This is a genomic window from Streptomyces sp. NPDC048473 (assembly GCF_043200155.1).
GTDB lineage: Bacteria > Actinomycetota > Actinomycetes > Streptomycetales > Streptomycetaceae > Streptomyces.
Window position 1 is genome coordinate 530864 of the sequence record NZ_JBICXE010000002.1, and the last position, 22674, is coordinate 553537.

General features: G+C 71.0%; 20 protein-coding genes. 8 read left to right on the top strand and 12 right to left on the bottom strand.

Going from position 1 to position 22674, the window contains the following annotated elements; all coding sequences use genetic code 11:
* Positions 1 to 93: 93 nt before the first annotated feature.
* Positions 94 to 1008, bottom strand: coding sequence for an SDR family oxidoreductase (locus tag ACGFU7_RS05845; protein ID WP_393692644.1), 915 nt, complete (start codon positions 1006 to 1008; stop codon positions 94 to 96).
* Between the two features lie 83 nt (positions 1009 to 1091).
* Here ACGFU7_RS05845 and ACGFU7_RS05850 point away from each other — a divergent pair, with 83 nt between their 5' ends.
* Positions 1092 to 2018: a cyclase family protein gene (locus ACGFU7_RS05850; RefSeq protein ID WP_393692646.1), complete on the top strand. Its 927-nt coding sequence runs from the start codon at positions 1092 to 1094 to the stop codon at positions 2016 to 2018.
* 85 nt (positions 2019 to 2103) lie between these two features.
* On the opposite strand, the gene ACGFU7_RS05855 is transcribed toward ACGFU7_RS05850, so the two are convergent.
* The 4 genes from ACGFU7_RS05855 to ACGFU7_RS05870 all read right to left on the bottom strand — a co-directional run bounded on the left by ACGFU7_RS05855 (position 2104) and on the right by ACGFU7_RS05870 (position 6477).
* A complete protein-coding gene (locus ACGFU7_RS05855) occupies positions 2104 to 2649 on the bottom strand; it encodes an ATP-binding protein (protein WP_393692648.1) in 546 nt (181 codons plus the stop codon).
* Between the two features lie 517 nt (positions 2650 to 3166).
* Positions 3167 to 4114, bottom strand: coding sequence for an acyl-CoA dehydrogenase family protein (locus tag ACGFU7_RS05860; protein ID WP_393692650.1), 948 nt, complete (start codon positions 4112 to 4114; stop codon positions 3167 to 3169).
* A gap of 7 nt (positions 4115 to 4121) precedes the next feature.
* Positions 4122 to 5276 (bottom strand): acyl-CoA dehydrogenase, encoded by a 1155-nt coding sequence (locus ACGFU7_RS05865; protein WP_393692652.1) that lies wholly within the window; start codon positions 5274 to 5276, stop codon positions 4122 to 4124.
* A gap of 7 nt (positions 5277 to 5283) precedes the next feature.
* A complete protein-coding gene (locus tag ACGFU7_RS05870) occupies positions 5284 to 6477 on the bottom strand; it encodes an amidohydrolase family protein (RefSeq protein ID WP_393692654.1) in 1194 nt (397 codons plus the stop codon).
* A gap of 144 nt (positions 6478 to 6621) precedes the next feature.
* Here ACGFU7_RS05870 and ACGFU7_RS05875 point away from each other — a divergent pair, with 144 nt between their 5' ends.
* Positions 6622 to 8205, top strand: a complete 1584-nt coding sequence (locus ACGFU7_RS05875; RefSeq protein WP_393692656.1) for a class I adenylate-forming enzyme family protein — start codon at positions 6622 to 6624, stop codon at positions 8203 to 8205.
* A gap of 61 nt (positions 8206 to 8266) precedes the next feature.
* Here ACGFU7_RS05875 and ACGFU7_RS05880 read toward each other — a convergent pair whose 3' ends face one another.
* Both ACGFU7_RS05880 and ACGFU7_RS05885 read right to left on the bottom strand, forming a co-directional pair.
* Positions 8267 to 8788 (bottom strand): EF-hand domain-containing protein, encoded by a 522-nt coding sequence (locus tag ACGFU7_RS05880; protein ID WP_393692658.1) that lies wholly within the window; start codon positions 8786 to 8788, stop codon positions 8267 to 8269.
* Between the two features lie 80 nt (positions 8789 to 8868).
* Positions 8869 to 9237: an STAS domain-containing protein gene (locus ACGFU7_RS05885; RefSeq protein ID WP_393692893.1), complete on the bottom strand. Its 369-nt coding sequence runs from the start codon at positions 9235 to 9237 to the stop codon at positions 8869 to 8871.
* A 334-nt stretch (positions 9238 to 9571) separates the two neighbouring features.
* Here ACGFU7_RS05885 and ACGFU7_RS05890 point away from each other — a divergent pair, with 334 nt between their 5' ends.
* Together ACGFU7_RS05890 and ACGFU7_RS05895 are read left to right on the top strand one after the other, a co-directional pair.
* A complete protein-coding gene (locus tag ACGFU7_RS05890; protein ID WP_393692660.1) occupies positions 9572 to 10165 on the top strand; it encodes an RNA polymerase sigma factor in 594 nt (197 codons plus the stop codon).
* Entirely contained in the window at positions 10162 to 11529 is a 1368-nt protein-coding gene (locus ACGFU7_RS05895) for a zf-HC2 domain-containing protein (RefSeq protein WP_393692662.1), read from the top strand. The genes ACGFU7_RS05890 and ACGFU7_RS05895 overlap by 4 nt, the downstream gene beginning before the upstream one ends.
* Before the next feature lie 57 nt (positions 11530 to 11586).
* On the opposite strand, the gene purU is transcribed toward ACGFU7_RS05895, so the two are convergent.
* A complete protein-coding gene (gene purU, locus ACGFU7_RS05900) occupies positions 11587 to 12465 on the bottom strand; it encodes a formyltetrahydrofolate deformylase (protein ID WP_393692664.1) in 879 nt (292 codons plus the stop codon).
* A 28-nt stretch (positions 12466 to 12493) separates the two neighbouring features.
* Positions 12494 to 12940, bottom strand: coding sequence for a hypothetical protein (locus ACGFU7_RS05905; protein WP_393692895.1), 447 nt, complete (start codon positions 12938 to 12940; stop codon positions 12494 to 12496).
* Positions 12941 to 13114: 174 nt separating this feature from the next.
* On the opposite strand from ACGFU7_RS05905, the gene ACGFU7_RS05910 reads away from it, so the two are divergent.
* Positions 13115 to 14404 carry an ABC transporter substrate-binding protein gene (locus ACGFU7_RS05910; RefSeq protein WP_393692666.1) on the top strand — a complete coding sequence of 430 codons (1290 nt, stop codon included), beginning with the start codon at positions 13115 to 13117 and terminating at the stop codon, positions 14402 to 14404.
* A 202-nt stretch (positions 14405 to 14606) separates the two neighbouring features.
* Here ACGFU7_RS05910 and ACGFU7_RS05915 read toward each other — a convergent pair whose 3' ends face one another.
* A complete protein-coding gene (locus ACGFU7_RS05915; protein ID WP_393692668.1) occupies positions 14607 to 16067 on the bottom strand; it encodes a hypothetical protein in 1461 nt (486 codons plus the stop codon).
* Between the two features lie 174 nt (positions 16068 to 16241).
* A complete protein-coding gene (locus ACGFU7_RS05920; RefSeq protein WP_393692670.1) occupies positions 16242 to 17624 on the bottom strand; it encodes a transcriptional regulator in 1383 nt (460 codons plus the stop codon).
* A gap of 331 nt (positions 17625 to 17955) precedes the next feature.
* Between ACGFU7_RS05920 and ACGFU7_RS05925 the strand changes: the two genes are divergently transcribed.
* Genes ACGFU7_RS05925 through ACGFU7_RS05935 form a run of 3 tightly spaced genes read left to right on the top strand, consistent with a single transcriptional unit; the run spans position 17956 to position 21148 of the window.
* The gene (locus ACGFU7_RS05925; RefSeq protein WP_393692897.1) at positions 17956 to 18612 is read left to right on the top strand and encodes a bifunctional DNA primase/polymerase; all 657 of its coding nucleotides are present in this window, start codon (positions 17956 to 17958) and stop codon (positions 18610 to 18612) included.
* Between the two features lie 56 nt (positions 18613 to 18668).
* Entirely contained in the window at positions 18669 to 19499 is an 831-nt protein-coding gene (locus ACGFU7_RS05930) for an ABC transporter ATP-binding protein (RefSeq protein WP_393692672.1), read from the top strand.
* Positions 19496 to 21148 carry a transporter gene (locus ACGFU7_RS05935; RefSeq protein WP_393692674.1) on the top strand — a complete coding sequence of 551 codons (1653 nt, stop codon included), beginning with the start codon at positions 19496 to 19498 and terminating at the stop codon, positions 21146 to 21148. Before ACGFU7_RS05930 ends, ACGFU7_RS05935 begins: the two co-directional genes overlap by 4 nt.
* A gap of 71 nt (positions 21149 to 21219) precedes the next feature.
* Here the strand turns inward: ACGFU7_RS05935 and ACGFU7_RS05940 are convergent, their stop codons facing one another.
* Complete coding sequence (locus ACGFU7_RS05940; protein WP_393692676.1) at positions 21220 to 22113, bottom strand: alpha/beta fold hydrolase; 894 nt, start codon at positions 22111 to 22113, stop codon at positions 21220 to 21222.
* Between the last annotated feature and the right edge of the window lie 561 nt (positions 22114 to 22674).

Sequence of the window (22674 nt, forward strand, 5' to 3'; positions counted from 1 at the left end):
CGCCCCCTCCCGTGACCGGGGGCTCCGCCCCCGGACCCCCGCTCCTCAAACGCCGCAGAGGCTGGATCTGGCAGAGCCCCGGGGCCGCCCCCGTCACGCGTTCGGCCGTGCCCTCGCCGCAGCCGCCGCGGCCATCTCCTCCAGCTGCGCCAGCATCGGCATCGGGTCCGTGCCCACCGTCCCCGGCAGGAAGTCCGCGATCCGTTCCGGGGTCCAGGCCCCCTCCGCGTACCCCGCCCGCAACTCCCTCGGCTGGGCCCAGACCGCGATCTTCGGGCCTGCGATCGTGTACACCTGGCCGGTGATCTTCTCCTTGCGGGCCCGTTCGCTGAGCAGGTAGACGACGAGCGCCGCCACATCCTCCGGCTCGCCGATCTCCTTGAGCTCCATCGGCACATTGGCGGACATCCGGGTGCGGGCGACCGGGGCGACGGCGTTCGCCGTGACGCCGTACTTGTGCAGGCCGAGCGCCGCGCTCCGTACCAGCGAGATGATCCCGCCCTTGGCGGCGCTGTAGTTGGCCTGGGCGACGCTGCCCTGATGGTTGCCGCTGGTGAAGCCGATCAGCGTGCCGCCGCCCTCCTGCTTCCGCATCACCGCCGAAGCGGCCCGGAAGACGGTGAAGGTGCCCTTGAGGTGGGTGGCGACCACCGGATCCCACTCCTCCTCGGACATGTTGAACAGCATCCGTTCCCGCAGGATCCCGGCCACGCACACGACCCCGTCGATACGCCCGTACTGCGCGAGCGCGGTGTCCACGATCCGCTGGCCGCCCGCCATCGTGGAGATGTCGTCGGCCACGGCCACGGCCTCGCCACCCGCCGCCTCGATCTCCTTGACGACGGACTCGGCTATCTCGCTGCTCGGCTCGCCGCCCTCGATGGAGACGCCGTAGTCGTTGACGACGACTCTCGCCCCCTCGGCCGCCGCCGCGAGCGCGACCGCTCTCCCGATGCCGCGCCCGGCACCCGTCACGGCCACCACTTTGCCTGCCAAGAAGTTCCCCATGCCCGGCCCCTTCCCGCGGTTTCTGACGGACCGTTAGATTTTATGGGTCATCAGGTCCACGAGCACAAGCCCCGGGAGGCCCCATGTCATTGCCGGCCGAGTTCCACGACATCGCCAAGCGGGTCAACAACTGGGGCCGCTGGGGCACCGACGACGAGATCGGCACGCTCAACCTGATCACCGACGCGGTCGTACGGGAGGCGGCCGCCACCGTCCGCACCGGGCTGCGCATCCCGCTCGCGCTCCCCCTCCAGCAGGACGGCGTCCAGAGCGGGCTCATCCCCGGGCGGATCAATCCGCTGCACTCCATGGTCCAGATCAACCAGGAGCTCTTCGGCCCCGGCACCGTCGCCACCAGCGACGACACAGCCGTCCTGAGCCTGCAGACGGCCACCCACTGGGACGCTCTCACCCACGCTTCGCACTCGGGGAAGATCTACAACGGCCGCCCGGCCGCCACGATCACCGCGCACGGCGGCGCGCAGTTCAGCGGGATCGACAAGGCGCCGCACATCGTCTCGCGCGGGGTGCTGCTCGATGTGGCACGCGCACACGGCACGGACAGGCTGCCCGGCGACCATGCCGTCACCCCCGAGGACCTGGACGCGGCCGAGGAGCTGGCGGGGATCCGGGTCCGGGCCGGTGACATCGTGCTCGTACGGACGGGGCAGGTGCAGGTCTATCTGGCGGGCGACAAGCATGCGTACGCCTATCCGTCGCCCGGTCTCTCGATCCGGACACCCGAGTGGTTCCGTGCGCGCGATGTCGCGGCGGTCGCCAATGACACCCTGACCTTCGAGATCTTCCCGCCCGAGATCGAGGATCTGTGGCTGGGGGTGCATGCGCTGGACCTGGTCGAGATGGGCATGCTGCAGGGCCAGAACTGGAACCTGGAAAAGTTGTCCACAGCCTGTGCGGAGGAGCGGCGGTACAGCTTCCTGCTCTCCGCGATGCCGGAACCGTTCGTCGGCGCGACCGGCACCCCGGTCGCGCCGGTCGCCGTCCTCTGAAGGGACTCGGGCCGACCGAAGGGATCGGGCCGACGCCGGACCACAACCCGGGCCGACAGCTTTAGCCTTTATGCACGTTCAGTCTTTATGCGCGATTCGTAACGGCTCGTGACGACTCGTACACCTCGCGGTCCGCATCCGCCGTGCCCGGCGCGCTCCGTGCGCCATGAACACCCTGTGCACCCTGTACACCGGGGTGCACCGGCACCACCTGGATCAGCGGGACGCCCCGGTCGACCTCGCACCAGATGCGCTTGCCTGCACCCTCCGGCTGCCAGCCCCAGCGGTCCGCGAGGCCGTCGACGAGCTCCAGGCCCCGGCCGCCGGTGTCCTCGCCCTCCGCGTGGCGCTGCTGCGGTGGGCGACAGCTGGTGTCGGCCACCTCGACCCGTACGGTCCCGGCCGCACCGGCCGCGCCCGTCGAGCCGAACAGCATGCGCAGGACGGCCGGACACCCGGTGTGGACCACCGCATTGGTGACCAGCTCCGAGATCAGCAGGATGAGCGTCTCGGCCAGCGGCTCGTCGTCTCTTATTCCGGACCCGACCAGTCTCGATCGCGCCCATCTACGGGCCCTCCCGACCTCCGCGGGATCCGGCCCGACCTCCAGCTGAACCTGAAGCACCTGCACCGCTCACACCATCCGAACCGGCGGACACATCGCCTCGCGCCTCCTCAGGGTCACGGAACGTGATTCCCTTACGAGACAGCATGGTTGACGTACAGTCACCGCAACAAGCGCTTCGGGCATATTCCAGCGCGAAGGAGTACGCGTGGTGCATACTGTGCGACGCGCGCTGCGGGGAGTCGAACAGAGGCGCATCGAGGCTGCGGGAGTCGTCTCCCGGGCAGGCCCGGCGCTTCTGTATGGAATGCGAGCAGGGCACCTCTTCCGGTCCGGAGTCGCCGCACGGGCAACATCCGGATCATCCGGTTCCAGAACCTCTCGCATCCAACGGAGCGTACCCGAGCCCGGCGCCGACTCCACCCCGTGACGAATTACGCAAAGGACACAAGCCGGCATCGGAACCTGCCGACTGCGCTGCGTAACTCCGCAGCGTGAGGCTCAGCGGCCTGCCTGTCACATGTGTGCAGTCCGCATCCACCCACCGTCGCGCGACCAGAGCCTCCACGGAACCCGTGCGCGATCAGCACAGGTCGGCCGCAAGGGCCTCCTCGGCCGCCGCCGCCGTCAGCCACTGCCCGGACCGCAGCCACGCCCGTTTGAGGTGCAGATGAACGTCTGCCTCCCAGGTGAAGCCCATTCCGCCGTGCACCTGGAGGCAGTCGCGCGCATTGCGGACGGACGCGTCGTCGGCGAGCAGTTTGGCGCCCGCGATCTCGACCGGGTCCGCTGTCACGGCCGCCGCGTAGACGGCGCTGCGGGCGAGCTCGGCGCGGACCAGCATCCCGGCGCACAGGTGTTTGACCGCCTGGAAGGACCCGATCGGCGAACCGAACTGTTCACGTTCACCGGCGTGTTGGACGGCCATCTCGGTCGTCCGGGCGGCGCTGCCGAGCTGTTCGGCGGCGGCGAGCAGGGCACCCTCGTCACGCAGCCGCGCCCCGCCGGGCAGGAGCTCGCCGGGCCCGACGGGGCCCGTGACCCGCCACAGGGGCGTGAACGGGTCGAGCGACCGCACGGGTCCGGCCGCCTCCCGTACGACTTCCCGCAGCGCCCCGCCGGCCACGGCCCGCGCCTCCCCCGGCCCGAGTACGAGCAGGCCGTCCGCATCGCCCAGGTGCCCCACCGGCTGCCCCCCGTCCAGCACGGCGACCACCGCCTCGCCCTCCGCCGCCCCCTTCACCGCACCGGCGGCGAGGTGGGTGGCGATCAGCGGTCCGGGCAGCAGCGACCGCCCCGCCTCCTCGAAGAGGAGGACCGATTCGGGCAGCCCGAGCCCGACACCGCCCTCCGCCTCCGGCAGCCGCAGCGCGAAGAACCCGGCCTCGCCGAGCTCCCGCCACAGGGCCCGGTCGATGCCCGTACCGCCGTCGAGAGCCGCCCGCATCCGGTCCCTGCCGAAGCGCCCGGCGAGGAGTTCCCGTACCCCCGCCCGCAGGGCCCGCTGGTCGTCCGAGAGCTGGAAGTCCACAGTCCGCTCACCGCCCCTTCGGCAGGCCGAGGATCCGCTCGGCGACGATGTTCCGCTGGATCTGCGAGGTGCCCGCGGCGATCGTGTACGAGAGCGAGGAGAGCCGGTCCAGGACCCACTCCCGGTCCAGATCGGCCGCGTCCGCGCCGAGCACCTCCGCGGCCGCGTCGTACAGCTCCTGGCGGGCCTGCGAGTAGCGCAGCTTGAAGACCGAGCCGCCGGTGCCGGGCACGCCGCCGCTGCCCTGCGCGTCGCTGACGTTCCACTGGGTGAGCCGCCACAGCGCCCGGAATTCCGCGTTCAGCCTGCCCAGTCTGCGGCGCAGGACCGGGTCGTCCCAGCGGCCGTTCGCCCGCGCCTCGGCGGCCAGGGCGTCCAAGGTGCGGCGGCAGGCGACGACCTCGCCGACGAACGCCGTGCCGCGCTCGAAGGAGAGGGTGACCATGGTGACCCGCCAGCCGTCGTTCTCCGCGCCGATGCGGTGGGAGACCGGCACCCGCACCTCGTCGAGGAACATCTCGGCGAACTCGGTGGACCCGGCGAGGGTGCGCAGCGGGCGGACGGTGACGCCGGCAGCGTCCATCCTCATCGCGAGCCAGCTGATCCCGCGGTGCTTGGGCGCCGCCGGGTCCGTACGCACCAGCAGCTCGCACCAGTCGGCGACCTCCGCGTGCGAGGTCCAGATCTTCTGCCCGCTCACCACATAGTGGTCGCCGTCCCGCACCGCCCGGGTCCGCAGCGAGGCCAGGTCGGAGCCCGCTTCCGGCTCGCTGAACCCCTGGCACCAGATCTCGTCGCCGCGCAGCACCGGCGGCAGCCAGCGCGCCCGCTGCCCGGCCGTGCCCTCGGCGGCGATCGTCGGCCCGGCGTGGAGCAGCCCGACGAAGTTCGCGCCGACGTACGGGGCTCCGGCCTTCTCCGTCTCCTCCAGGAAGATCAGGTGCTGGGTCGGGGTGGCGCCCTGCCCGCCCGCGTCGACGGGCCAGTGCAGGCCCGCGTACCCCGCGTCGTGCAGCATCCGCTGCCAGGCGGTGTCGTACGCCCGGCGCCCCGGCCAGTCGTCGGGGCCGGGCTTCGCGGGCAGCCCGGGGAGCACAGCGGCCAGCCACGCGCGCAGCCGCGTCCGGAACGCTTCCTCTTCCTCCGTGTACGCGAGATCCACCGCGCGCCTACTTGTCGAGGTCCAGATCGAGCATCCGGATCGCGTTTCCGCGCATCAGTTTGTAGACGGTCTCGTCGTCCAGTCCCTTGACGTGGTCGAGGGCGACCTCCTTGGTGTGCGGGAAGGTCGAGTCGACGTGCGGGTAGTCGGTCTCGAACGTGGCGTTGTCCCGTCCGACGACATCGAGCGACGCGACGCCGTGCTTGTCGCGGAAGAAGCAGCAGAACATCTGCCGGTAGTAGTACGTGGACGGCGGCTCGGGGATCAGATCGCGCACCCCGCCCCAGGCCCGGTGCTCCTCCCAGACGTCGTCGGCGCGCTCCAGCGCGTACGGGATCCAGCCCATCTGGCCCTCGCTGTAGGCGAGCTTCAGCCGTGGGAACTTCACCAGCACCCCGCTGAACAGGAAGTCCATCATCGAGGCCATGGCGTTGTTGAAGGAGAGGCTGGCCTGTACGGCGGGCGGGGCGTCGGGCGAGGCGGCGGGCATCTGCGAGCTGGACCCGATGTGCATGTTGACGACCGTGCCGGTCTCCTGGCAGACCGCGAAGAACGGGTCCCAGTAGCCGGTGTGGATCGACGGCAGTCCGAGGTGGGTGGGGATCTCGGAGAAGGTCACCGCCCGCACCCCCCGCGCCGCGTTCCGCTTGATCTCCGCGACCGCCAGGCCGATGTCCCAGAGCGGGATGATGCAGAGCGGGATCAGCCGGCCGCCGCTGTCGCCGCACCACTCCTCGACCATCCAGTCGTTGTAGGCGCGGACGCAGGCGAGCGCGACCTCCTTGTCATGCGCCTCGGCGAAGGTCTGCCCGCAGAACCGCGGGAAGGTGGGGAAGCAGAGGCTCGCCTCGACATGGTTGAGGTCCATGTCCTTGAGGCGCTCGGCCGGGTCCCAGCAGCCGGGCCGCATCTCGGCCCGGGTGATCCCCTCCAGCGTCATGTCGTCGCGGTCGAAGCCGACGGCGGCGATGTTCCGCTTGTACGGGAACTTCAGGTCCTCGTAGATCCACCAGTCGGTGGGCGGCCCGTCCGGGTCCATCGTGATGACGTACTTGCCCCCCGTGTACGCCAGCTCGCCGATGCCCGCGGTGAGCGGCTGCGGGCCGCGCTCGCGGTATTTGGCGGGCAGCCAGGCCGAGAAGAGGTGCGGCGGCTCGATCACATGGTCGTCGACGCTGACGATCCGAGGCAGTTCCGTCATGGTGTCCCCTTCGGCGCGCGCTTTTCTGATGACCCGTCAGATTGACGTCGCCCTCAGGCTAGCTCCGCGCCTCTGGACCGACAAGGCGCAGCGCTCTACGCTCTCCGCACGATCTGACTACCCGTCAGCTGTGAGGGGTTCGCCGTGAACGAGACCGCACACGCCCTGGGCGCATCGGGCACCTTCTGGGAGCTCATCGAGCGCCGGGGCGCACTGACCCCGGACCGCCCCGTCCTGATCCAGGACGACCGCACCCTCACCTTCGGCGAGCTGCGCAGCCGCTGCGAGCGGGTCGCGGCCGGGCTGTGGGGGATGGGTGTGCGCCCCGGCAGCGTCGTCGCCTGGCAGCTGCCGACCCGGCTCGAGACAGTGCTGTTCTCCTTCGCCCTCACCCGGATCGGGGCCGTACAGACGCCCGTCATCCCGTTCTACCGGGACCGCGAGACGGGGTTCGCGCTGCGCGAGTCGAAGGCCGGCTTCTTCGCCGTGCCCGGTGTCTGGCGCGGCTTCGACCACACGGCGATGGCGCACCGGCTGGCCGCGGAGGCGGAGCACCCGCCGCTGGTCTTCGAGACGTACGAGTCGCTGCCGGACGGCGATCCGTCCGTGCTGCCGCCCCCGCCCGCCGACGGGACGGCGGTGCGCTGGATCTACTGGACCTCGGGCACCACCTCCGACCCGAAGGGGGTCCTGCACACCGACCGCAGCCTGATCGCGGGCGGCTCCTGCCTGGCCCACGCGCTGCGTCTGTCGGCCGACGACATCGGTTCGGTGGCGTTCCCGTTCGCCCATGTCGGCGGTCCGGACTATGCGGTGATGCTGCTGCTGTACGGCTTCCCGGCAGTTCTCTTCGAGCACTTCGCGATGCCGGACGCGCTGGAGGGCTACCGGCGCCACGGGGTGACGGTCGCGGGCGGGTCCACGGCGTTCTACTCGATGTTCCTGACCGAACAGCGCAGGGCCCCGGACCGGAAGCTGATCCCCACCCTGCGGCTGCTGGCGGGCGGCGGGGCGCCGAAACCGCCGGAGATCTACCACGCGGTGGTACGGGAGATGGGCATCCAGCTCACCCACGGGTACGGCATGACCGAGGTCCCCATGATCACGATGGGCGCCCCCGACGACACGACGGAACACCTCGCCGAGACGGAGGGTCGCCCGCCCGAGGGGATGGAGATACGGATCACCGACGAGGACGGCAAACCACTGCCGTACGGCACGGACGGCGAGGTACGGCTCCGCGGGGAGGCCGTCTGCAAGGGCTATCTCAACCCGCAGGCGTCAGCGGCGGTCTTCGACGCGGAAGGGTTCCTGATCACCGGCGATGTCGGCCATGTCGAGGCGAGCGGGCATCTGGTGCTCACCGGGCGGCTGAAGGACATCATCATCCGCAAGGGCGAGAACATCTCCGCCAAGGAAATAGAGGACCTGCTGCACCGGCACCCGGGCGTCGGGGACGTGGCGGTGATCGGGCTTCCGGACCCGGAGCGCGGCGAACGCGTCTGCGCGGTCGTGGAACAGCCGGCGGGCGCCGCCCCCCTGACCCTGCCGGAAATCACCGGCTACCTGCGGGCGGAGGGCCTCTCCGTGCACAAACTGCCCGAACAGCTGGAGGTGGTGGCGGCGCTGCCGCGCAACGAGGCGCTGCGGAAGGTACTGAAGTACCGGCTGCGGGAGCGGTTCTCCACCCCCGGCCGGCCCGCACCACCCGGCCCGCCCGGCGATTGAGGGCGAAACGACAGCCGGACGCACCTGGCACCTCCGTCCGGCCGCCGCCCGACAGGAGGGCCTACACGTCCGGCGCGATCACCGTGAAGTACGCGGCGAACGCCGCCACCGCCTCGTTCTCGGCGACCTTGCCGTCCTGGTCCGCGTCCAGGCTCTGCGCCGCGAAGGCCGCCGTCTCCCTGCTCGCGCCCAGCACCTTCAGTGCCCGCTCCACGGCGGGTACGGAGGCCACGCCCTCGTCATCCTGGTCCGCCACGGCGATCGCGGCGCGCAGGAAGGGGCGGGCGATCTCCGCGAAGCGCTCCGGGTTGTCGCGCAGCCGTTTCACGGCCCCGCCCACGAACTCCTCACGGGTGACGCGCTGGTCCCCGTCGACGTCGGCGATGCCCGCCATGCCCTGCCAGAAGGCCTCGGCCCCGGTGTAGAGCGCCTGGCCCTTGTCGCAGCGGGCCGTCGTACCGAATTCGGTGAGCAGACGGGCCGCGGCGGCACTGAAATCCGCGCGATCGATGTATCCATTGCCGTCCTGGTCGAAGGCGGCGAAGCGGAAGGCGATCTTGCGCTCATACTCTGCGCTGTCCATGCGGGGAGCGTACGACGCCGACAGGCGCCACGTGTCACTTACGCGCGCCACCGGTGTTACAACCTGGTCATGGACCGGCTTCACGCCGAGAGCGGCCGGGCCTCGTCGTCGACGGCCGCGTACCGGTCGGGGTAGACGTCGAAGAGCCGGCGTACGCCGAGGGCGGCGAGCACCCGGTTGACGTGGGAGCCCTCTTCCGCACCGCGGGCCGGCAGGATCAGCCGCAGCCGGCCCCCGCAGGAGCGCATCAGACGGCGGGCCGCGATCAGTACGCCGACGCCGCTGGAATCGCAGAACAGGACCTCGGAGAGGTCGAGCACCACATCATGGCGGCCGACAGCAACCGCGTCATGGACGGACTGGCGCACGGCCGGCGACGTCACCAGATCCAGTTCGCCCCGTATGCGCAGCACCGTCCAGTCGCCCTGCACGGTCTCGGCCACGTTCAGTGGCGTCCGGGAACGTTCCTGGGTGAGCCGGGGGGCATGGGTGGTTGCAGCCGGTGGGTGGCTTCCACGAGGGCAAGGATTCCTCACGCGACTGGGCCTCTCGTTCCGGGGATTCCGACGATCCGGAAGTTTCCGTTCCTTCTCGCGGCTGCCCCGGCCGCAGACCCATGAAACACCGAGCCGCCCGGCAGGACACAACCGGGACCGTCGTCGTCGGACGGCGCATTCTCTACCATCCCGGGCCTCATCAGGGGCGTACTTGCCGCAAAGGGCGTGCATCGTCGGTGCCGCCGACTACATTCGATGTGACGAGGGGAACAGGGCTGGGGGTCGCATGGCGAAGAACGCACCACCTCGCTGGGACCGCAAGATGCAGCAGCGGCTGGAGCGCGGTGAGGCGGCTGCTCTGGGCGAGCTCTACGACCGGTTCGCCTCGCTCGTGCACAGCCAGGCCCACCGGATGCTCGACGACGAGACCGCCGCCGATCTGGTGACCCGCGAGGTCTTCGGTTACGTGTGGGAGAACCCGGACGCGTACGACCCGAAGCAGGGCTCGATGCGGTCCTGGGTGACCCGGCTCACGCACCGCCAGTCCGTGCGGCGGCTGCGCGCGGAGGCGGACAGTTTCCGGGACGGTACGGACGAGGAGACCGGGGCCGCCGCCCCGGCGGATCTGGAGGAGCGGGTGCGCCGGGCCACGGCCGCGGCCCGCGCCGACTACATCGTGGCGTCCATGCCCGCCCCGCTGCGGGCCGCGCTGGAGCTCGCGTACATCCAGCGCCGGGACTACCGGCAGACGGCGGCCGACCTCGGGGTCACCGAGGACGAGGCCCGCCGCCGGCTGCGGCTCGGGCTGCAGCTGCTCTCCACCGCGCACACCCGCCCGCTGGAGGGGGCGTCGCCGCCCGGATACGGACGGCCGCTGTGACCGGTGACGACGACGCGAACGGACGCGAGGGCGACGGACGCGACGACGAGAGGCGGGGTGCGCGGCGCATACCGGGACCGCGGGCCGCCGCGGACGACTTCGACCTCGATGCCGTACCCCTGCCGCCGCCCGTGCCCGCGACCCCGCCCCAGGAGCCGCGGCCGGCCCCGCAACCGACGACACCGGAACCGGAATCTGCCGTGGCACCACCGGACCCGTCGGACCCGCCCGCCGCACCGGCGCTGGTGCTGCCCCACCGTGTCCTCAAGGCCCTCCTCGGTGCCTGGGCCCTGGCCGCCTGCTCGGCGGAGGAGACCGAGGCCGTCGAGGCGCACCTGACCGAGTGCGCCGCCTGTGCGGACGAGGCCCTGCGGCTGCGCGACGCGGTCGGCCTGCTGCAGACCGACCGCAGCCTGGATCTCGATCCGGCGCTGCGCTCCCGGGTGATCGACACCTGTCTGAGCCGCCGTCCGGCCGGCATCCCGGTGCCGGACTGGGCCGCCCCGTACGACGCGGAGACCGCGCGGCTCGACGCGCTGCTGCGTGACATCGGCCGCTCGGAGTGGCACGCCCCGGTGCGGCTGAAGTGGTTCGAGGGCGAGCAGGAGGTCAGTCGCAGGACGACGGTCGCGGGCGTCATCGGCCATCTCATGACCGTCGACGGGCTGGTCGGCACCGCTCTCGGCATCGATGTCCCGCTCGGCGACGGCGCCATGGGCCGGGGCACCGGCTGGCCGCTCTCCCCCACCGCACGCACGGAGAAGTACTGGTCGGCAGCCCGGCGGCCGCCCACCCGTGCGATCCGTGAGCCGTGGCGCGAGCAGAGCCACGCCCTCATCCGTACGGTGTCCTTCGCCGGTCGCGGAGTCGCCGAACTCTCTGTCTCGTACGGGGATTTCGCCCTTCCGATGCACGACGCGCTGCTGGACCGGGCCTTCGAATGCTGGGTGCACGGCGGCGACATCGCGAATGCGGTGGACTATCCGTACGAGGCTCCGTCGGCCGCCCATCTCAACCGGATGATCGACCTTGCGGCCCGGCTCCTCCCGGCGGCTCTTGCCGAGCGCCGCAGGTCGGGGCTGGCCGGACCCGCCCGCCATCTGGTGACGGCCGGTTCACCGGGCCGTTCGCTGCATCTGGAGGTCGAGGGCTCGGGCGGCGGCGACTGGTACATCCCACTGGACTCCCCGGCCGCGGTCGGCTCGTCCGCGCACGCGGTGGCGCAGGTCGCGCTGGACGGCGTCGAGTTCTGCCAGCTGGTGGCCGGGCATGTATCGCCGGTGGAGGCTGCGGCCGGTCAGGAGGGCGACCGCGAGGCGATCCGCGACGTGCTGTTCGCGGCGGCTTCGCTGAGCCGGCTCTAGCTAGTCGCTGGGCCGTCTCCAGTCGCTGAGCCGGCCGTAACAGCAGGGTCCGGTTCCCTACGAGAAGATCACCGTACGGCGGCCGTTGAGCAGAATGCGGCGCTCCGCGTGCCACTTCACCGCCCGCGCCAGCGCCTGGCACTCCACATCGCGCCCGATGGCGACCAGTTGGTCCGGCGTGACGCCGTGGCCCACCCGCTCGACCTCCTGCTCGATGATCGGCCCCTCGTCGAGGTCGGCCGTCACATAGTGCGCCGTCGCACCGATCAGTTTCACACCGCGGGCGTGCGCCTGGTGGTACGGCTTCGCGCCCTTGAAGCTCGGCAGGAAGGAGTGGTGAATGTTGATGATCCGGCCGCTCAGCTGCTTGCACAGATCGTCCGAGAGGACCTGCATGTAGCGGGCGAGGACGACCAGCTCGACGTTCTCCTCGCGGACCAGCTCCAGCAGCTCCGCCTCCGCGGCGGCCTTGTTCTCCTTGTTCACCGGGATGTGCCGGAAGGGAACGTCGTACGAGGCGACGAGCTCGGCGAATTCCGTGTGGTTGGAGACGACGGCGGCGATCTCGACCGGCAGCGCCCCGATCCGGGAGCGGAACAGCAGATCATTGAGGCAGTGCCCGAACTTGCTGACCATCAGCACGACCCGCATCCGCTCCGAGGAGCGGTGGATCTGCCAGTCCATCCGGAAGGAGTCGCCGATCGCGGCGAAACTGGCCCGCAGCTTCTCCACGGTCACCGGGCTGTGCGCCGAGAAGTGGACACGCATGAAGAACAGACCCGTGTCGTGGTCGCCGAACTGCTGACTGTCCTCGATATTGCAGCCGGTCATGAACAGATAGCTCGACACGGCATGCACGATGCCCTGTTTGTCCGGGCAGGAGAGTGTGAGGACGTACTGCTCGGGAGTGGTCTCAGCGGGCTGCGGCGCGGTCATCCCCGTAGCGTGCCACACCGGACCGGTATCAGGCCGTCCTGGTCATGATGCGGAGCACATCCAGGGAGCGCGGCGGAGTGTCCGGGTCGTCGCCGTCATTGGCGGCAAGCAGCACATGGGCCTCGCGGGCGGCCCGTACGGCCTCCGGCCAGCCGTGGTGCTCCAGATACGCCGACACGGGGGCGTCCGCGCCGACCTGGTGCATGATGCGCAGCACCCGGAGCACGGCGACGTCGACGAGGGCGGACTCGCCGGAGTCGCGGAAGATCGTCCCGACGTATTTCTCGGCGGACCAGTTGTCCAGCCAGGTGTCCTCGACCAGGCGGTACACGGCGTCGGTGACGTCGCCGTACCCTTCCCGGCCGGCCAGCCAGCACTCGTGATGGAAGACGGGGTCGGAGAGCATATGCAGCGCCGAGCGCACGTTGCTGCGCCAGCGCCACCAAGGCATGTCATTCAGCGGCATGCCGCCCATGGTGGAGGAGCGACGGCCGCGACGGGAAGAGTTCTCCGAACCTTGCTGCACGGTTGTCGATCGTACGTTCCCTTTCCGGCTCCCCGCACAGGCCCCCGTAATTCACCCGGATGTCACCGAGCGTTGTGCGGAGCACACTGCGGCGTTACCCCGCAGGCGGAAATGTTCATGCCCATGACCGGACGGCGACGCCCCACCTCCCCCCGCCCCTACAAGCTCCTCACAAGTACGGCGGCGGTCGGGGCGTTGCTGGTCACCGGCTGCGGTGTGCTCCCTGGGGCCTCGGGGGACTCCAGGGAGCCCCTCACCGTCGTGACGTGGGCCCCCGGCGGAGCCGCGGGACCGGACAAGGTGGACACGGTGAACATGGCGGGCATGACCGCCATGGCGCGCACGTACGCCCGCTGGGCCAACAACAACGGCGGGCTCGACGGACACAAGCTGCGCGTCGTCACCTGCGACGAGTCGGACACCTCGATCGGCGCGGCAAACTGCGCCCGGCTGGCCGTCAAGGAGAAGGCGGTGGCGGTCGTCGGCTCGTACAGCCGGCACGGGTCGTCGTTCATGGCGCCGCTGGAGACCGCCGGAATCCCCTACATCGGCGGTTACGGGGCCTCCGACGAGGAGTTCAACAGCTACAACTCCTACCCCATCAATGGCGGCCAGCCGGCGTTGCTCGCAGGCAACGCCCGGCAGCTCGCCCGCAGTTGCGAGCGGGTGTCCGTGGTGCGGCCCGACACTCTGGGCGGCGACGGCCAGGCCTGGCTCCTCAGAACCGGCCTCACCGAGGCCCGTCGGCCCGAGCCCGCCGACATCCGGGCGGCGGAGTCGGCCACTTCGTACGACGAGGACGCCGGGCGGGCGCTCCGGGCGGCGGGAACGAGCGGCGGCTGCGTGACGGCCGTGCTCGGGGACCGTACGGCGACGTTCTTCGACTCCTTCCGCCGGCTCGAACCGTCGTACGGGAACGTACGGATCTCGTCCGTCCTCGGCAGTGTCGGGCAGCCGCTGATCGACAGCACCGGCGGCCGGAACAGCCCGTTCGAGGGGGCCTACATCACCGGCTGGTACCCGGACTCGGGCGACACCCGCTGGGACCGGATGCGGGAGGTGATCCGTAAGCATGCCTTCGGCGACAACCGGATCGACCCGGACGACACGGGCGTGCAGACCACGTGGATCGCGTACACCGCGCTGAACGAAATCGTGAAGTCGATCGACGCCCCGCAGATCACCGCCGGGAAACTCGTCTCCGCCCTCAACCACGGCACCCCCGTCGACACCGGCGGCCTCACGCCGGTGCTGCGCTGGCGCTTCAAGGACATGCTCGGCTCGTCCGCGTATCCCCGCATCGTGAACACCAGGGTGACGTTTCAGGTGGTGCGTGACGGTCGGCTCATCGCGGACAAGAAGGGGTTCGTGGACGTCACGCAGACACTGTCGGATGCGAGCGCGAAGGGGTGAGGGGGCCGGGGGACGGGGGGCCTGCGGCGTGCTTGTTCCCCTGCCCGCCCCTTCCCGAACCGGGGCTCGGCCCCCGCCCCCGCGCCTCAAACGCCGGCGAGGCTGAAATTCACGCCTCACCCGGCCCAATCAAGCCCCTCCGGTTGAGGAGCGGGAATCCGGGGGCAGTGCCCCCGGGAACGCCCGCCGGAGGGGCTTGATCTCAGAGCTCGGTCGCCGTTCGCCGGGTCAGCCCGTACTTCGACGCGATCGAGTTCCACAGCCCCGACGCCTGCCGCTTCGCCTTGCTCGCCTCACCGCTCTGCACGGTGGCCTGCTGCGTCTCGGAGGTCGTACGGGCCTTGCCGTGCTTGCAGACCTTCTTGCCGTCCTTGGCCTGGCCCGCCCACGCGGCGTAGTGCTCGTCGGCGGCGGCGGACGCCTGCCATGCCTTGGTGAGGGAGGTCGTCAGCTGGGCATGGTTCGGCAGCTTGTCGACGGTCAGCCCCTTGAGCCGGGTCACCAGATCGCGGCGCTGCTGGGCGGCGCCCTTCAGATCGGTCACGGCCTGGTCCAGATCCGTGCAGTTCTTGGTCTTCTCGACGGCCCCGATGACTGCGGCACGGCTGTTGTTGCTGTCCGCCAGCAGCTTGTCGAGCGCCTCGGCCTGCGGCTTCGCCGGATCGGCCGCGGCCTGCGTGGAGGGCTGCCCGGCGGGTGAACTCGCGGCGGCCACCGGCTGCTTGTTGTCCGCGCCCTTGTCGTCGCCGCCGCTCATCAGCGCACCCGCGCCGAGGCCGACGACGGCACAGCCGACGACGACCGCCGCGATGAGCGTGACGTGCGCCCGCTTCTTGCGCGGCCCGGTCTGCCCCTGCGGTCCCTCGTCCACGGGCTCGTACTGGGGCTGCGGGGCCTGCGGGGGCTGATAGGCACCCTGGCGCTGCTGTGCGGGGTCGAACCTGGGCATCTGCTGGGTGGCGCCCGCGGGCCCGTCGTTGCGGAACAGGTTGTCGAACTCGGCGGGCGGCTGCCGGTCGCCGGGGGTCCCGGGCCTGATGCCGTACGGGGCACCACCGGGGACCGGCGGGATGAACTGGGTCGCTTCGGCGTCGCCGCCGTGCGCGGGCGCCTGGGGCTGCTGGTACGCCTGCGGCTGCGGCGCTCCGTGGCCGAGGAACTGGGTGGCCTCCGCGGGGCTCTCCGGCGGCAGCCCTCCCGGCGAGGGCCCGGCGGGCACCGGCGCGATGTACTGCGTGGCATCCGCGTCCCCGCCCATGCCCATGCCGGGCACGGCCTCGGGCGGCAACGGCTGCGCGTACGACTGCTGGGGCTGCTGAGGCTGTACGGGAGGCAGCGGCTGGGCCTGCGGCTGTCCGTACGCCTGCACCGGCTGGGCCTGACCGTACTGCCCTTGACCGTACTGACCCTGCTCGTACTGACCCTGCCCGTACGGCCCCTGCCCCTGCCCCTGAGCATGTGCCTGTGGCTGCGGCAGGGCGTCCTGGTGCGCCGCCTGCGGCCCCCAGGGCTGCCCCCACGGCTGGCCGCCCGCCGGGGCGCCCTGATCCGCCGGCCCCCCTGGTATCCAGGGCTCGCCGCCACCCGCGGGCAGCACGACACCTTCGTGCGCGGGCCGTACAGCAGGGAGCTGCTGCTCGTCACCCTGTCCGCTCTGCGTCACCGGGACTCCTACGTGTAAACCTACGGAATCGTCGGCCCACGCTATCGGGTGGTTGCCGCCGTTCGCCAAGCGCGTGTTGCCACTCACCACCCCTTCACAAGCGCTGTAACACCCAGCGCTCTTAAGACGCAGTTAAGGGGCCGCTCGGACACACTCCGCCGATCGGGCCTCCGCTCACGCCGCCTGGAGCTCCAGCCGCGCCCCGAACTCCCGCACCGCCGGCTCGTCCCCGTACGGCATCAGCCGCTGCTGCAGATCGTCCAGATACTCCGCTCCCCGGCTGGAGCGCACCGACCCCAGCAGCTCCATCGCCCGCGTGCCTGTGTGGCAGGCCTTCTCCACCTCGCGCAGCTGGACCTGGGCCGTGGCGAGGAGCACCAGGCCGATGCCGCGGCGGCGGGTCCGGGACTCCGGGTGGCCGTCCAGGGACTCCTTCGCCCGGCGTGCGGCCGCCTCCGCCTGGCCGAGGTCGCGGTGGCAGTGCGCCAGCTCGTCGGCGAGATAGGCGTGGTCGAAGTGGGCGATCCAGTCGGGGTCGTCCCCGGTGCCCGGTTCGGCGTGTTCCATGGCCGTCAGTGCCCGGCTCGTCACCGCCTGACAGGTACGGGCGTCGCCGAGCAGGGCGTGTCCGCGCGCCTCCGCCGCGTAGAACATCGCCTCCGCCCTCGGGGTGACCCGCCCGCGCGCGCCCTCCTGCGCGGCCCGTGCCAGTTGGGCGATCTCCCGCGGATTGCCGAGCTGCGCGGCGAGATGGCTCATCGACGCGGCCAGTACGTAACCCCCGTACGCCCGGTCGCCCGCCGCCTGCGCCAGGCGTAACGCCTGGATGTAGTAGCGCTGGGCGAGCCCCGGCTGGCCCGTGTCGATCGCCATGTACCCGGCGAGTTCGGTGAGCCGCGCGACCGCCGCGAACAGCTGCCGCCCGACCGATTCGCGGTACGCCCCCGAGAGCAGCCCGGAGACCACGCTGTTCAGGTAGTGCACCAGGACCGGTCGCACATGTCCGCTGCCGAACCGGTGGTCGAGGTCGACGAGCGCGGCCGTCATCGCCCGTACCGCCGCCACGTCCGACATCCCGACGCGCGCTCCGGCGGCCCGGGCCACCTGCGGGTCGGCGCCGGTGATCAGCCAGTCGCGGCTGGGCTCGACCAGCGCCGACGATGCGATCGACGAACCGGACAGGAAGTCGCGGCGGCCGACATCGCTGCGCCACAGCTCACAGACCTGCTCGATCGCCCCGATCACGGTCGGGGCGAACTGCAGGCCCACACCGGACGCCAGATTCTTGCCGTTGGCCATGCCGATCTCGTCGATCGTGACCGTACGGCCGAGCTTGCGGCCGAGCGCCTCGGCGATGATTCCCGGTGCCCTGCCGCGTGGTTGCTGTCCACGCAGCCAACGGGCCACGGAGGTCTTGTCGTAACGCAGATCGAGCCCGCGCTCCACGCCGACCATGTTGACGCGGCGGGCGAGGCCGGCGTTGGAGCATCCGGCTTCCTGAATGAGCGCCTGGAGCCGTTCGTTCGGCTGGCGGGCGACGAGAGGCCTGGCTGCCATGTTTCCCCCTGAGGCCGCAGTGATCGATGAGCGGATCACTGCCCGGCAAATACACGGAAAATGCACACATACATCGTGTTCGTCACGTCCGTCGTGTTCCTTGCCATTCATGTCGGCATATGACAGAGGCCGACCGTTCCGGGGTTGCCCGTATATGGCTACCCGCCCGATCGGGCACCGCCTCACGCGCGCCCCCACCCATGCATCCATGCGCCCCGCATGCCGGATCGACGAGCCGTGACCACGCCCGCCACGCCCGTAACCCCGGGTGGTGGCGGTAGTTGTGCTGTTCGTGGAAGAGCCCATCGGAGCCGAAGAGCCCATCGGAGTCATGGAAGCCGCGAAGATCCCCCGACAGCGGGGCGAGCAACTGCTCGACGCCGCGGTGCGGTACGCGGAGGAGCGGCACTGGGACGTATGCCCCGGCACCTGGCTGGAGGCGGCGGAGGGGGCCGAGCGGTGCTCGTGCGGTGACGCCGGATGCGCCTCCCCCGGCGCCCACCCCACCGGACCCGACTGGGCGGGCCAGGCGAGCGGCAGCGGTGCCACGGCCCACCGGATGTGGTCCGAACACCCCAGGGCGTCGATCCTGTTGCCCACCGGCCGCACCTTCGACGCGATCGACGTACCGGAGTCCGCCGGCTTCCTGGCGCTGGCCCGGATCGAGCGGCTGGACGTACCGCTCGGGCCCGTCACCCGCACCCCCGACCGGCGGATGTTCTTCTTCGTCCTGCCGGGCGCGGCGGCCAAAGTGGACGAGCTGGTACGGAAGTTGGACTGGGTGGCCGCCGCGATCGACCTCGTCGGCCGCGGCGACGGCCACTACGTGACCGGGCCGCCGACCCGGGTCGGCGGACGCGGGGCGGTGCAGTGGGCCCGCCGCCCCACCCCCGCCAACCGGTGGCTGCCGGACGCGGAGGAGCTCATCAGCCCGCTCGCCTACGCCTGCGCAAGGGAAGCAGCCGACGCACGAGAACGCCTTTCGTAGGAGCCCTTTCATAGGGTGGTCCCCATACACGGGGACACCGAAAGGCAGTACACATCATGCAGGACCGGACAGAGACCGACAGAGCAGTACGGGCGGGGGAAACGGGAGAGGCGGGCGGAGCGCCGCCCGCCGTTCGCGTTCAGGGGCTGTGGAAGCGGTTCGGGGAGCAGACCGCGGTCGCCGGGATCGATCTGGAGCTGCCCGCAGGCAAGTTCGTCGGCCTGGTGGGGCCCAACGGCGCGGGCAAGACCACCACGCTGTCGATGATCACCGGACTGCTCCGCCCCGACCACGGGCTGATCGAGGTCGGCGGCCATGACGTGTGGCACGACCCGGTCGAGGTGAAGTCCAGGATCGGTGTGCTCCCGGAGGGGCTGCGGCTCTTCGAACGCCTCTCGGGGCGCGAACTCCTCGCGTACACCGGCAGATTGCGCGGGCTGCCGGGCGCCGAGGTCGACAAGCGGGCCACCCAGCTCCTCGATGTGCTCGATCTGGCGGGCTCCCAGCACAAGCTGGTCGTCGACTACTCGACCGGCATGCGGAAGAAGATCGGGCTCGCGGCCGCGCTGCTGCACAACCCCGAAGTGCTCTTCCTGGACGAGCCGTTCGAGGGCGTCGACCCGGTCTCGGCGCAGACCATCCGCGAGGTCCTGGAGCGGTACACCCGCTCGGGGGCGACCGTTGTCTTCTCCAGCCATGTGATGGAGCTCGTGGAGTCCCTGTGCGACTGGGTGGCCGTCATGGCCGCCGGCACGATCCGGGCCCAGGGCACCCTTGCCCAGGTGCGCGGCGATGCGACCTCGCTGCAGAACGCCTTCCTCGAACTCGTCGGCGCGGGCTCCCGGACCACCGGCGAGTCCCTGGACTGGCTGGGCGGCGACCGATGAGCGTGCTCGGCACCCCCGTGGGGGCCGCCCCCGGCCGGGACAGCACGAGCGGGCGCGAGGGGCTCGTCCCCGTCTTCGTACGGCTCAAGCTGACCCTGCTGCGCAACGGGCTGCGGCAGTCGGCCGGCCGGCGGGCCGCGTACATCACCTCCATCGTCTTCACCCTCCTGATCGCCGCGGGCCAGCTGATCGGTCTGATCGCGCTGCGCGGGCACGCCCACGCCGGCTCCTTCGTCGTCCTGCTGGCCGGGGTGCTGGCGGTCGGCTGGACCGTGATGCCGCTGCTCTTCCCCAGCGGTGACGAAACCCTCGACCCGAGCCGTCTGGTGATGCTGCCGTTGCGGCCGCGCCCGCTGATCGCCGCGCTGCTGATGGCGTCACTGGTCGGGATCGGTCCGCTGTTCACGCTCTGTCTGGCAGCCGGCTCGGTGTTCGCGGTGGCGCAGGGGGTGGCCGGTGCGGTGTTCGCCGTGGTGGCCGTACCGCTCACGCTGCTGGTGTGCGTGGCGCTGACGCGGGCCGTGGCCACGGCCAACACCCGGCTGCTGACCTCACGCAAGGGCCGCGATCTCGCGGTGCTCAGCGGACTCGTGATCGCAGTGGGCTTCCAGTTCGTCAACTTCGGCGCTCAGCGGCTCGGCCGGGCGGGCGGGCTCTCCGCGCTCGACCCGGTCGCGGACGTGGTGCGCTGGCTGCCGCCCGCCTCGGCGGTCGGAGCGGTGGACTCGGCGTCGCAGGGCTCGTACGGGCAGGCCGCCGTACAGCTGCTGCTGTCCGTGGTGGCGCTGTTCGCGCTGTTGTGGCTGTGGCAGCGGAGCCTGGTGAAGCTGATGACGGCCCCGGACGGTTCCACCCTGGCCGCCGCCGAGCCGACCCGCAAGAAGGCCCGCAGGGACGGCTCCCGGCTCTCCGCGCTGCTGCCCCAGGGACGCACGGGCCCGGTGATGGAGCGCGGTCTGCGGTACGTCGCACGTGACCCGAAGACCAAGGCCGCCTGGGTTTCGGCGCTTGCGATCGGCCTGATCGTGCCGCTGCTCAACGCGGTGCAGGGCACCGGCTCGCTCTACTTCGCGTGCTTCGCCGCCGGGATGCTCGGCATGCAGATGTACAACCAGTTCGGGCAGGACACCTCCGCGTTCTGGATGGTGGCGCTGACGATCTCCTCCACCCGGGACGCGTACCTCGAACTGCGGGCGCGGGCAATGGCGTTGCTGCTGATCACACTGCCGTACACGATTCTGGTGACGGTGGTGACAGCTGCGGTGCTCGGCGACTGGGGTGCACTGCCGGGGGTCATGGGTCTTTCGTTCGCCCTGCTGGGCGCGATGCTGGCGACGGGTGCGGTGGCGTCGGCGAGCTTCCCCTACTCGATCCCGCAGGACGGGGCGTTCAAGAACGTGGTGCCGGGGCAGGCCGGGCTCGCCTGGATCTCGATCTTCGGCGGCATGATCTCGGCGGCGCTGCTCTGCGCACCTGTGATCGCGGTGACGATCTGGCTGCATGTCGCCGACATGGAGCAGCGGCTGTGGCTGCTGCTGCCCGCGGGGGCCGTGTACGGGGCGCTGATCGCCTGGGCGGGGCTACGGCTCGCCGCTCCCCGCACGGCGAACCGGCTCCCGGAGATCCTGGCGGCGGTCAGCAAGGGCTGAGAGCCGTCGCCTCTTCAGGGCCTGTCTCTTCTGCAGGGCCTGTCTCTCTCGCGGGGAGACAGGCCCTCTTCCTACGGGGATACGGGCTCGCGGTCGTCCCGGTGGTCCTCGGCGAACTGCTCCAGGAAGGGTTCGACCGCCGCGCGCCAGCCCTCCGGCTGGTCGTAGTGGACGAGATGGCCGGCGTCGGCCACCTCCGCGTACTGCCCGCGCGGCAGTACGCGGACCATCTCCTGGGCCTCCGCCCGGCCCAGCTCGCCGTCGAGGCCGCGGAGCACCAGGGTCGGGCACCGGACCTGTGCCAGCTCCTCCCAGTGCGCGTCGAACACCCAGGTCGCGCGGGACTGAAGCATCTGGCGGCGGGAGAAGACGGGGCGCCAGCCGTCGGCCCGCTCGGCCATCACCTCGGCGAAGAACTCGCCGCGGGCGGGGTTGGGCCGCTCCACCCAGGGGTCGTCCTCGCCGAACCACTTCCGTACGTCGGAGAGCGTCGCGAACGGCACCGGCCAGGACTTGAACCAGTCCTCCCACTCCCGCTGCGAGGCCGCGCCGAGCGCGGAGGCGCGCATGTCGCAGATGACCAGCGCCCGGACGAGATCGGGGCGCTTCGCGGCGAGCTGCCAGGCGGTGAGCGCTCCCATCGAATGCCCGACGAGGGTGACGGGGGCGAGGCCGAGCTGTTCGATCGCCGCCTCGGCGTCGGCGACGTACGCCTCACGGGTGTACGGGCCTTCGGCCGGCTTCTCACTGCGGCCGTGCCCGCGCTGGTCGAGGCCGACGGCGCGGTGCCGCTCGGCGAGCCAGCGGGTGGTCGAGGCCCAGTGCGAGGCCCGGCCCATCAAACCGTGGAGCAATAAGACCCCGGGGGCGCGTTCGCCCTCCGTGCGCCCTTTGGGCGGGTCGGCGAACTCCCAGGCCGCGAGGCGTACGCCGTCGGTCCCGGCCACATCGATGCGTCGCACCATATGTTCTGGCACCCCCTTCTGGTCCTCGATCACCGCTTGATCACCGCTCGATCACCGTGTGGTCGCGTCACGCCAGACTATCGAACCTTTATTCGAATACCGGGTTCCGGCATCCAACACCCCTCGTTCGAGTGACCGGCTCCAAGGATTGACGGCGGCCGCGGAGGGGAGATCTTCTCCAGGAGGCGGGCCACTCGGGGATGAGGGCCCGTGGGGATCGACCTTGAGAGCTCGGGGCTCCAGGTCGAAACAGGGGAGGACAGGCCCCGGCGCCGCAAGGCGCCGGGGCCCTCTGCCGTTCGGGGAGCGGTCGTTCGGGGAGCGGTCGCCGCCGGAACGCCTTCGCGGGCGGCGGCACGTGATACGTGGGCGGCAGCATGGGCTTCATGGGCGGCCGGGCGCGGATCGCGGGCGGCCGGGACCGCCGGGACCGCTGCAGCGACCTTTCGATGTGCGTGCCAGACATGCCGGACATGCCAGTACGACGGGCGCATGCGCCTGCTCCCTCCCCGACCGCACGACCAGGTGGTCGACACTCTCAGGTATGCCTCAGCCACAGCC

What these genes read in the sequence shown, in the direction of transcription:
- ACGFU7_RS05845 (WP_393692644.1), bottom strand. Translation starts at nt 1,008, where the DNA reads ATGGGGAACTTCTTGGCAGGCAAAGTGGTGGCCGTGACGGGTGCCGGG.
- ACGFU7_RS05850 (WP_393692646.1), top strand. Translation starts at nt 1,092, where the DNA reads ATGTCATTGCCGGCCGAGTTCCACGACATCGCCAAGCGGGTCAACAAC.
- ACGFU7_RS05870 (WP_393692654.1), bottom strand. Translation starts at nt 6,477, where the DNA reads ATGACGGAACTGCCTCGGATCGTCAGCGTCGACGACCATGTGATCGAG.
- ACGFU7_RS05880 (WP_393692658.1), bottom strand. Translation starts at nt 8,788, where the DNA reads ATGGACAGCGCAGAGTATGAGCGCAAGATCGCCTTCCGCTTCGCCGCC.
- ACGFU7_RS05890 (WP_393692660.1), top strand. Translation starts at nt 9,572, where the DNA reads ATGGCGAAGAACGCACCACCTCGCTGGGACCGCAAGATGCAGCAGCGG.
- purU (WP_393692664.1), bottom strand. Translation starts at nt 12,465, where the DNA reads ATGACCGCGCCGCAGCCCGCTGAGACCACTCCCGAGCAGTACGTCCTC.
- ACGFU7_RS05905 (WP_393692895.1), bottom strand. Translation starts at nt 12,940, where the DNA reads ATGGGCGGCATGCCGCTGAATGACATGCCTTGGTGGCGCTGGCGCAGC.
- ACGFU7_RS05910 (WP_393692666.1), top strand. Translation starts at nt 13,115, where the DNA reads ATGACCGGACGGCGACGCCCCACCTCCCCCCGCCCCTACAAGCTCCTC.
- ACGFU7_RS05920 (WP_393692670.1), bottom strand. Translation starts at nt 17,624, where the DNA reads ATGGCAGCCAGGCCTCTCGTCGCCCGCCAGCCGAACGAACGGCTCCAG.
- ACGFU7_RS05925 (WP_393692897.1), top strand. Translation starts at nt 17,956, where the DNA reads ATGGAAGCCGCGAAGATCCCCCGACAGCGGGGCGAGCAACTGCTCGAC.
- ACGFU7_RS05930 (WP_393692672.1), top strand. Translation starts at nt 18,669, where the DNA reads ATGCAGGACCGGACAGAGACCGACAGAGCAGTACGGGCGGGGGAAACG.
- ACGFU7_RS05935 (WP_393692674.1), top strand. Translation starts at nt 19,496, where the DNA reads ATGAGCGTGCTCGGCACCCCCGTGGGGGCCGCCCCCGGCCGGGACAGC.
- ACGFU7_RS05940 (WP_393692676.1), bottom strand. Translation starts at nt 22,113, where the DNA reads ATGGTGCGACGCATCGATGTGGCCGGGACCGACGGCGTACGCCTCGCG.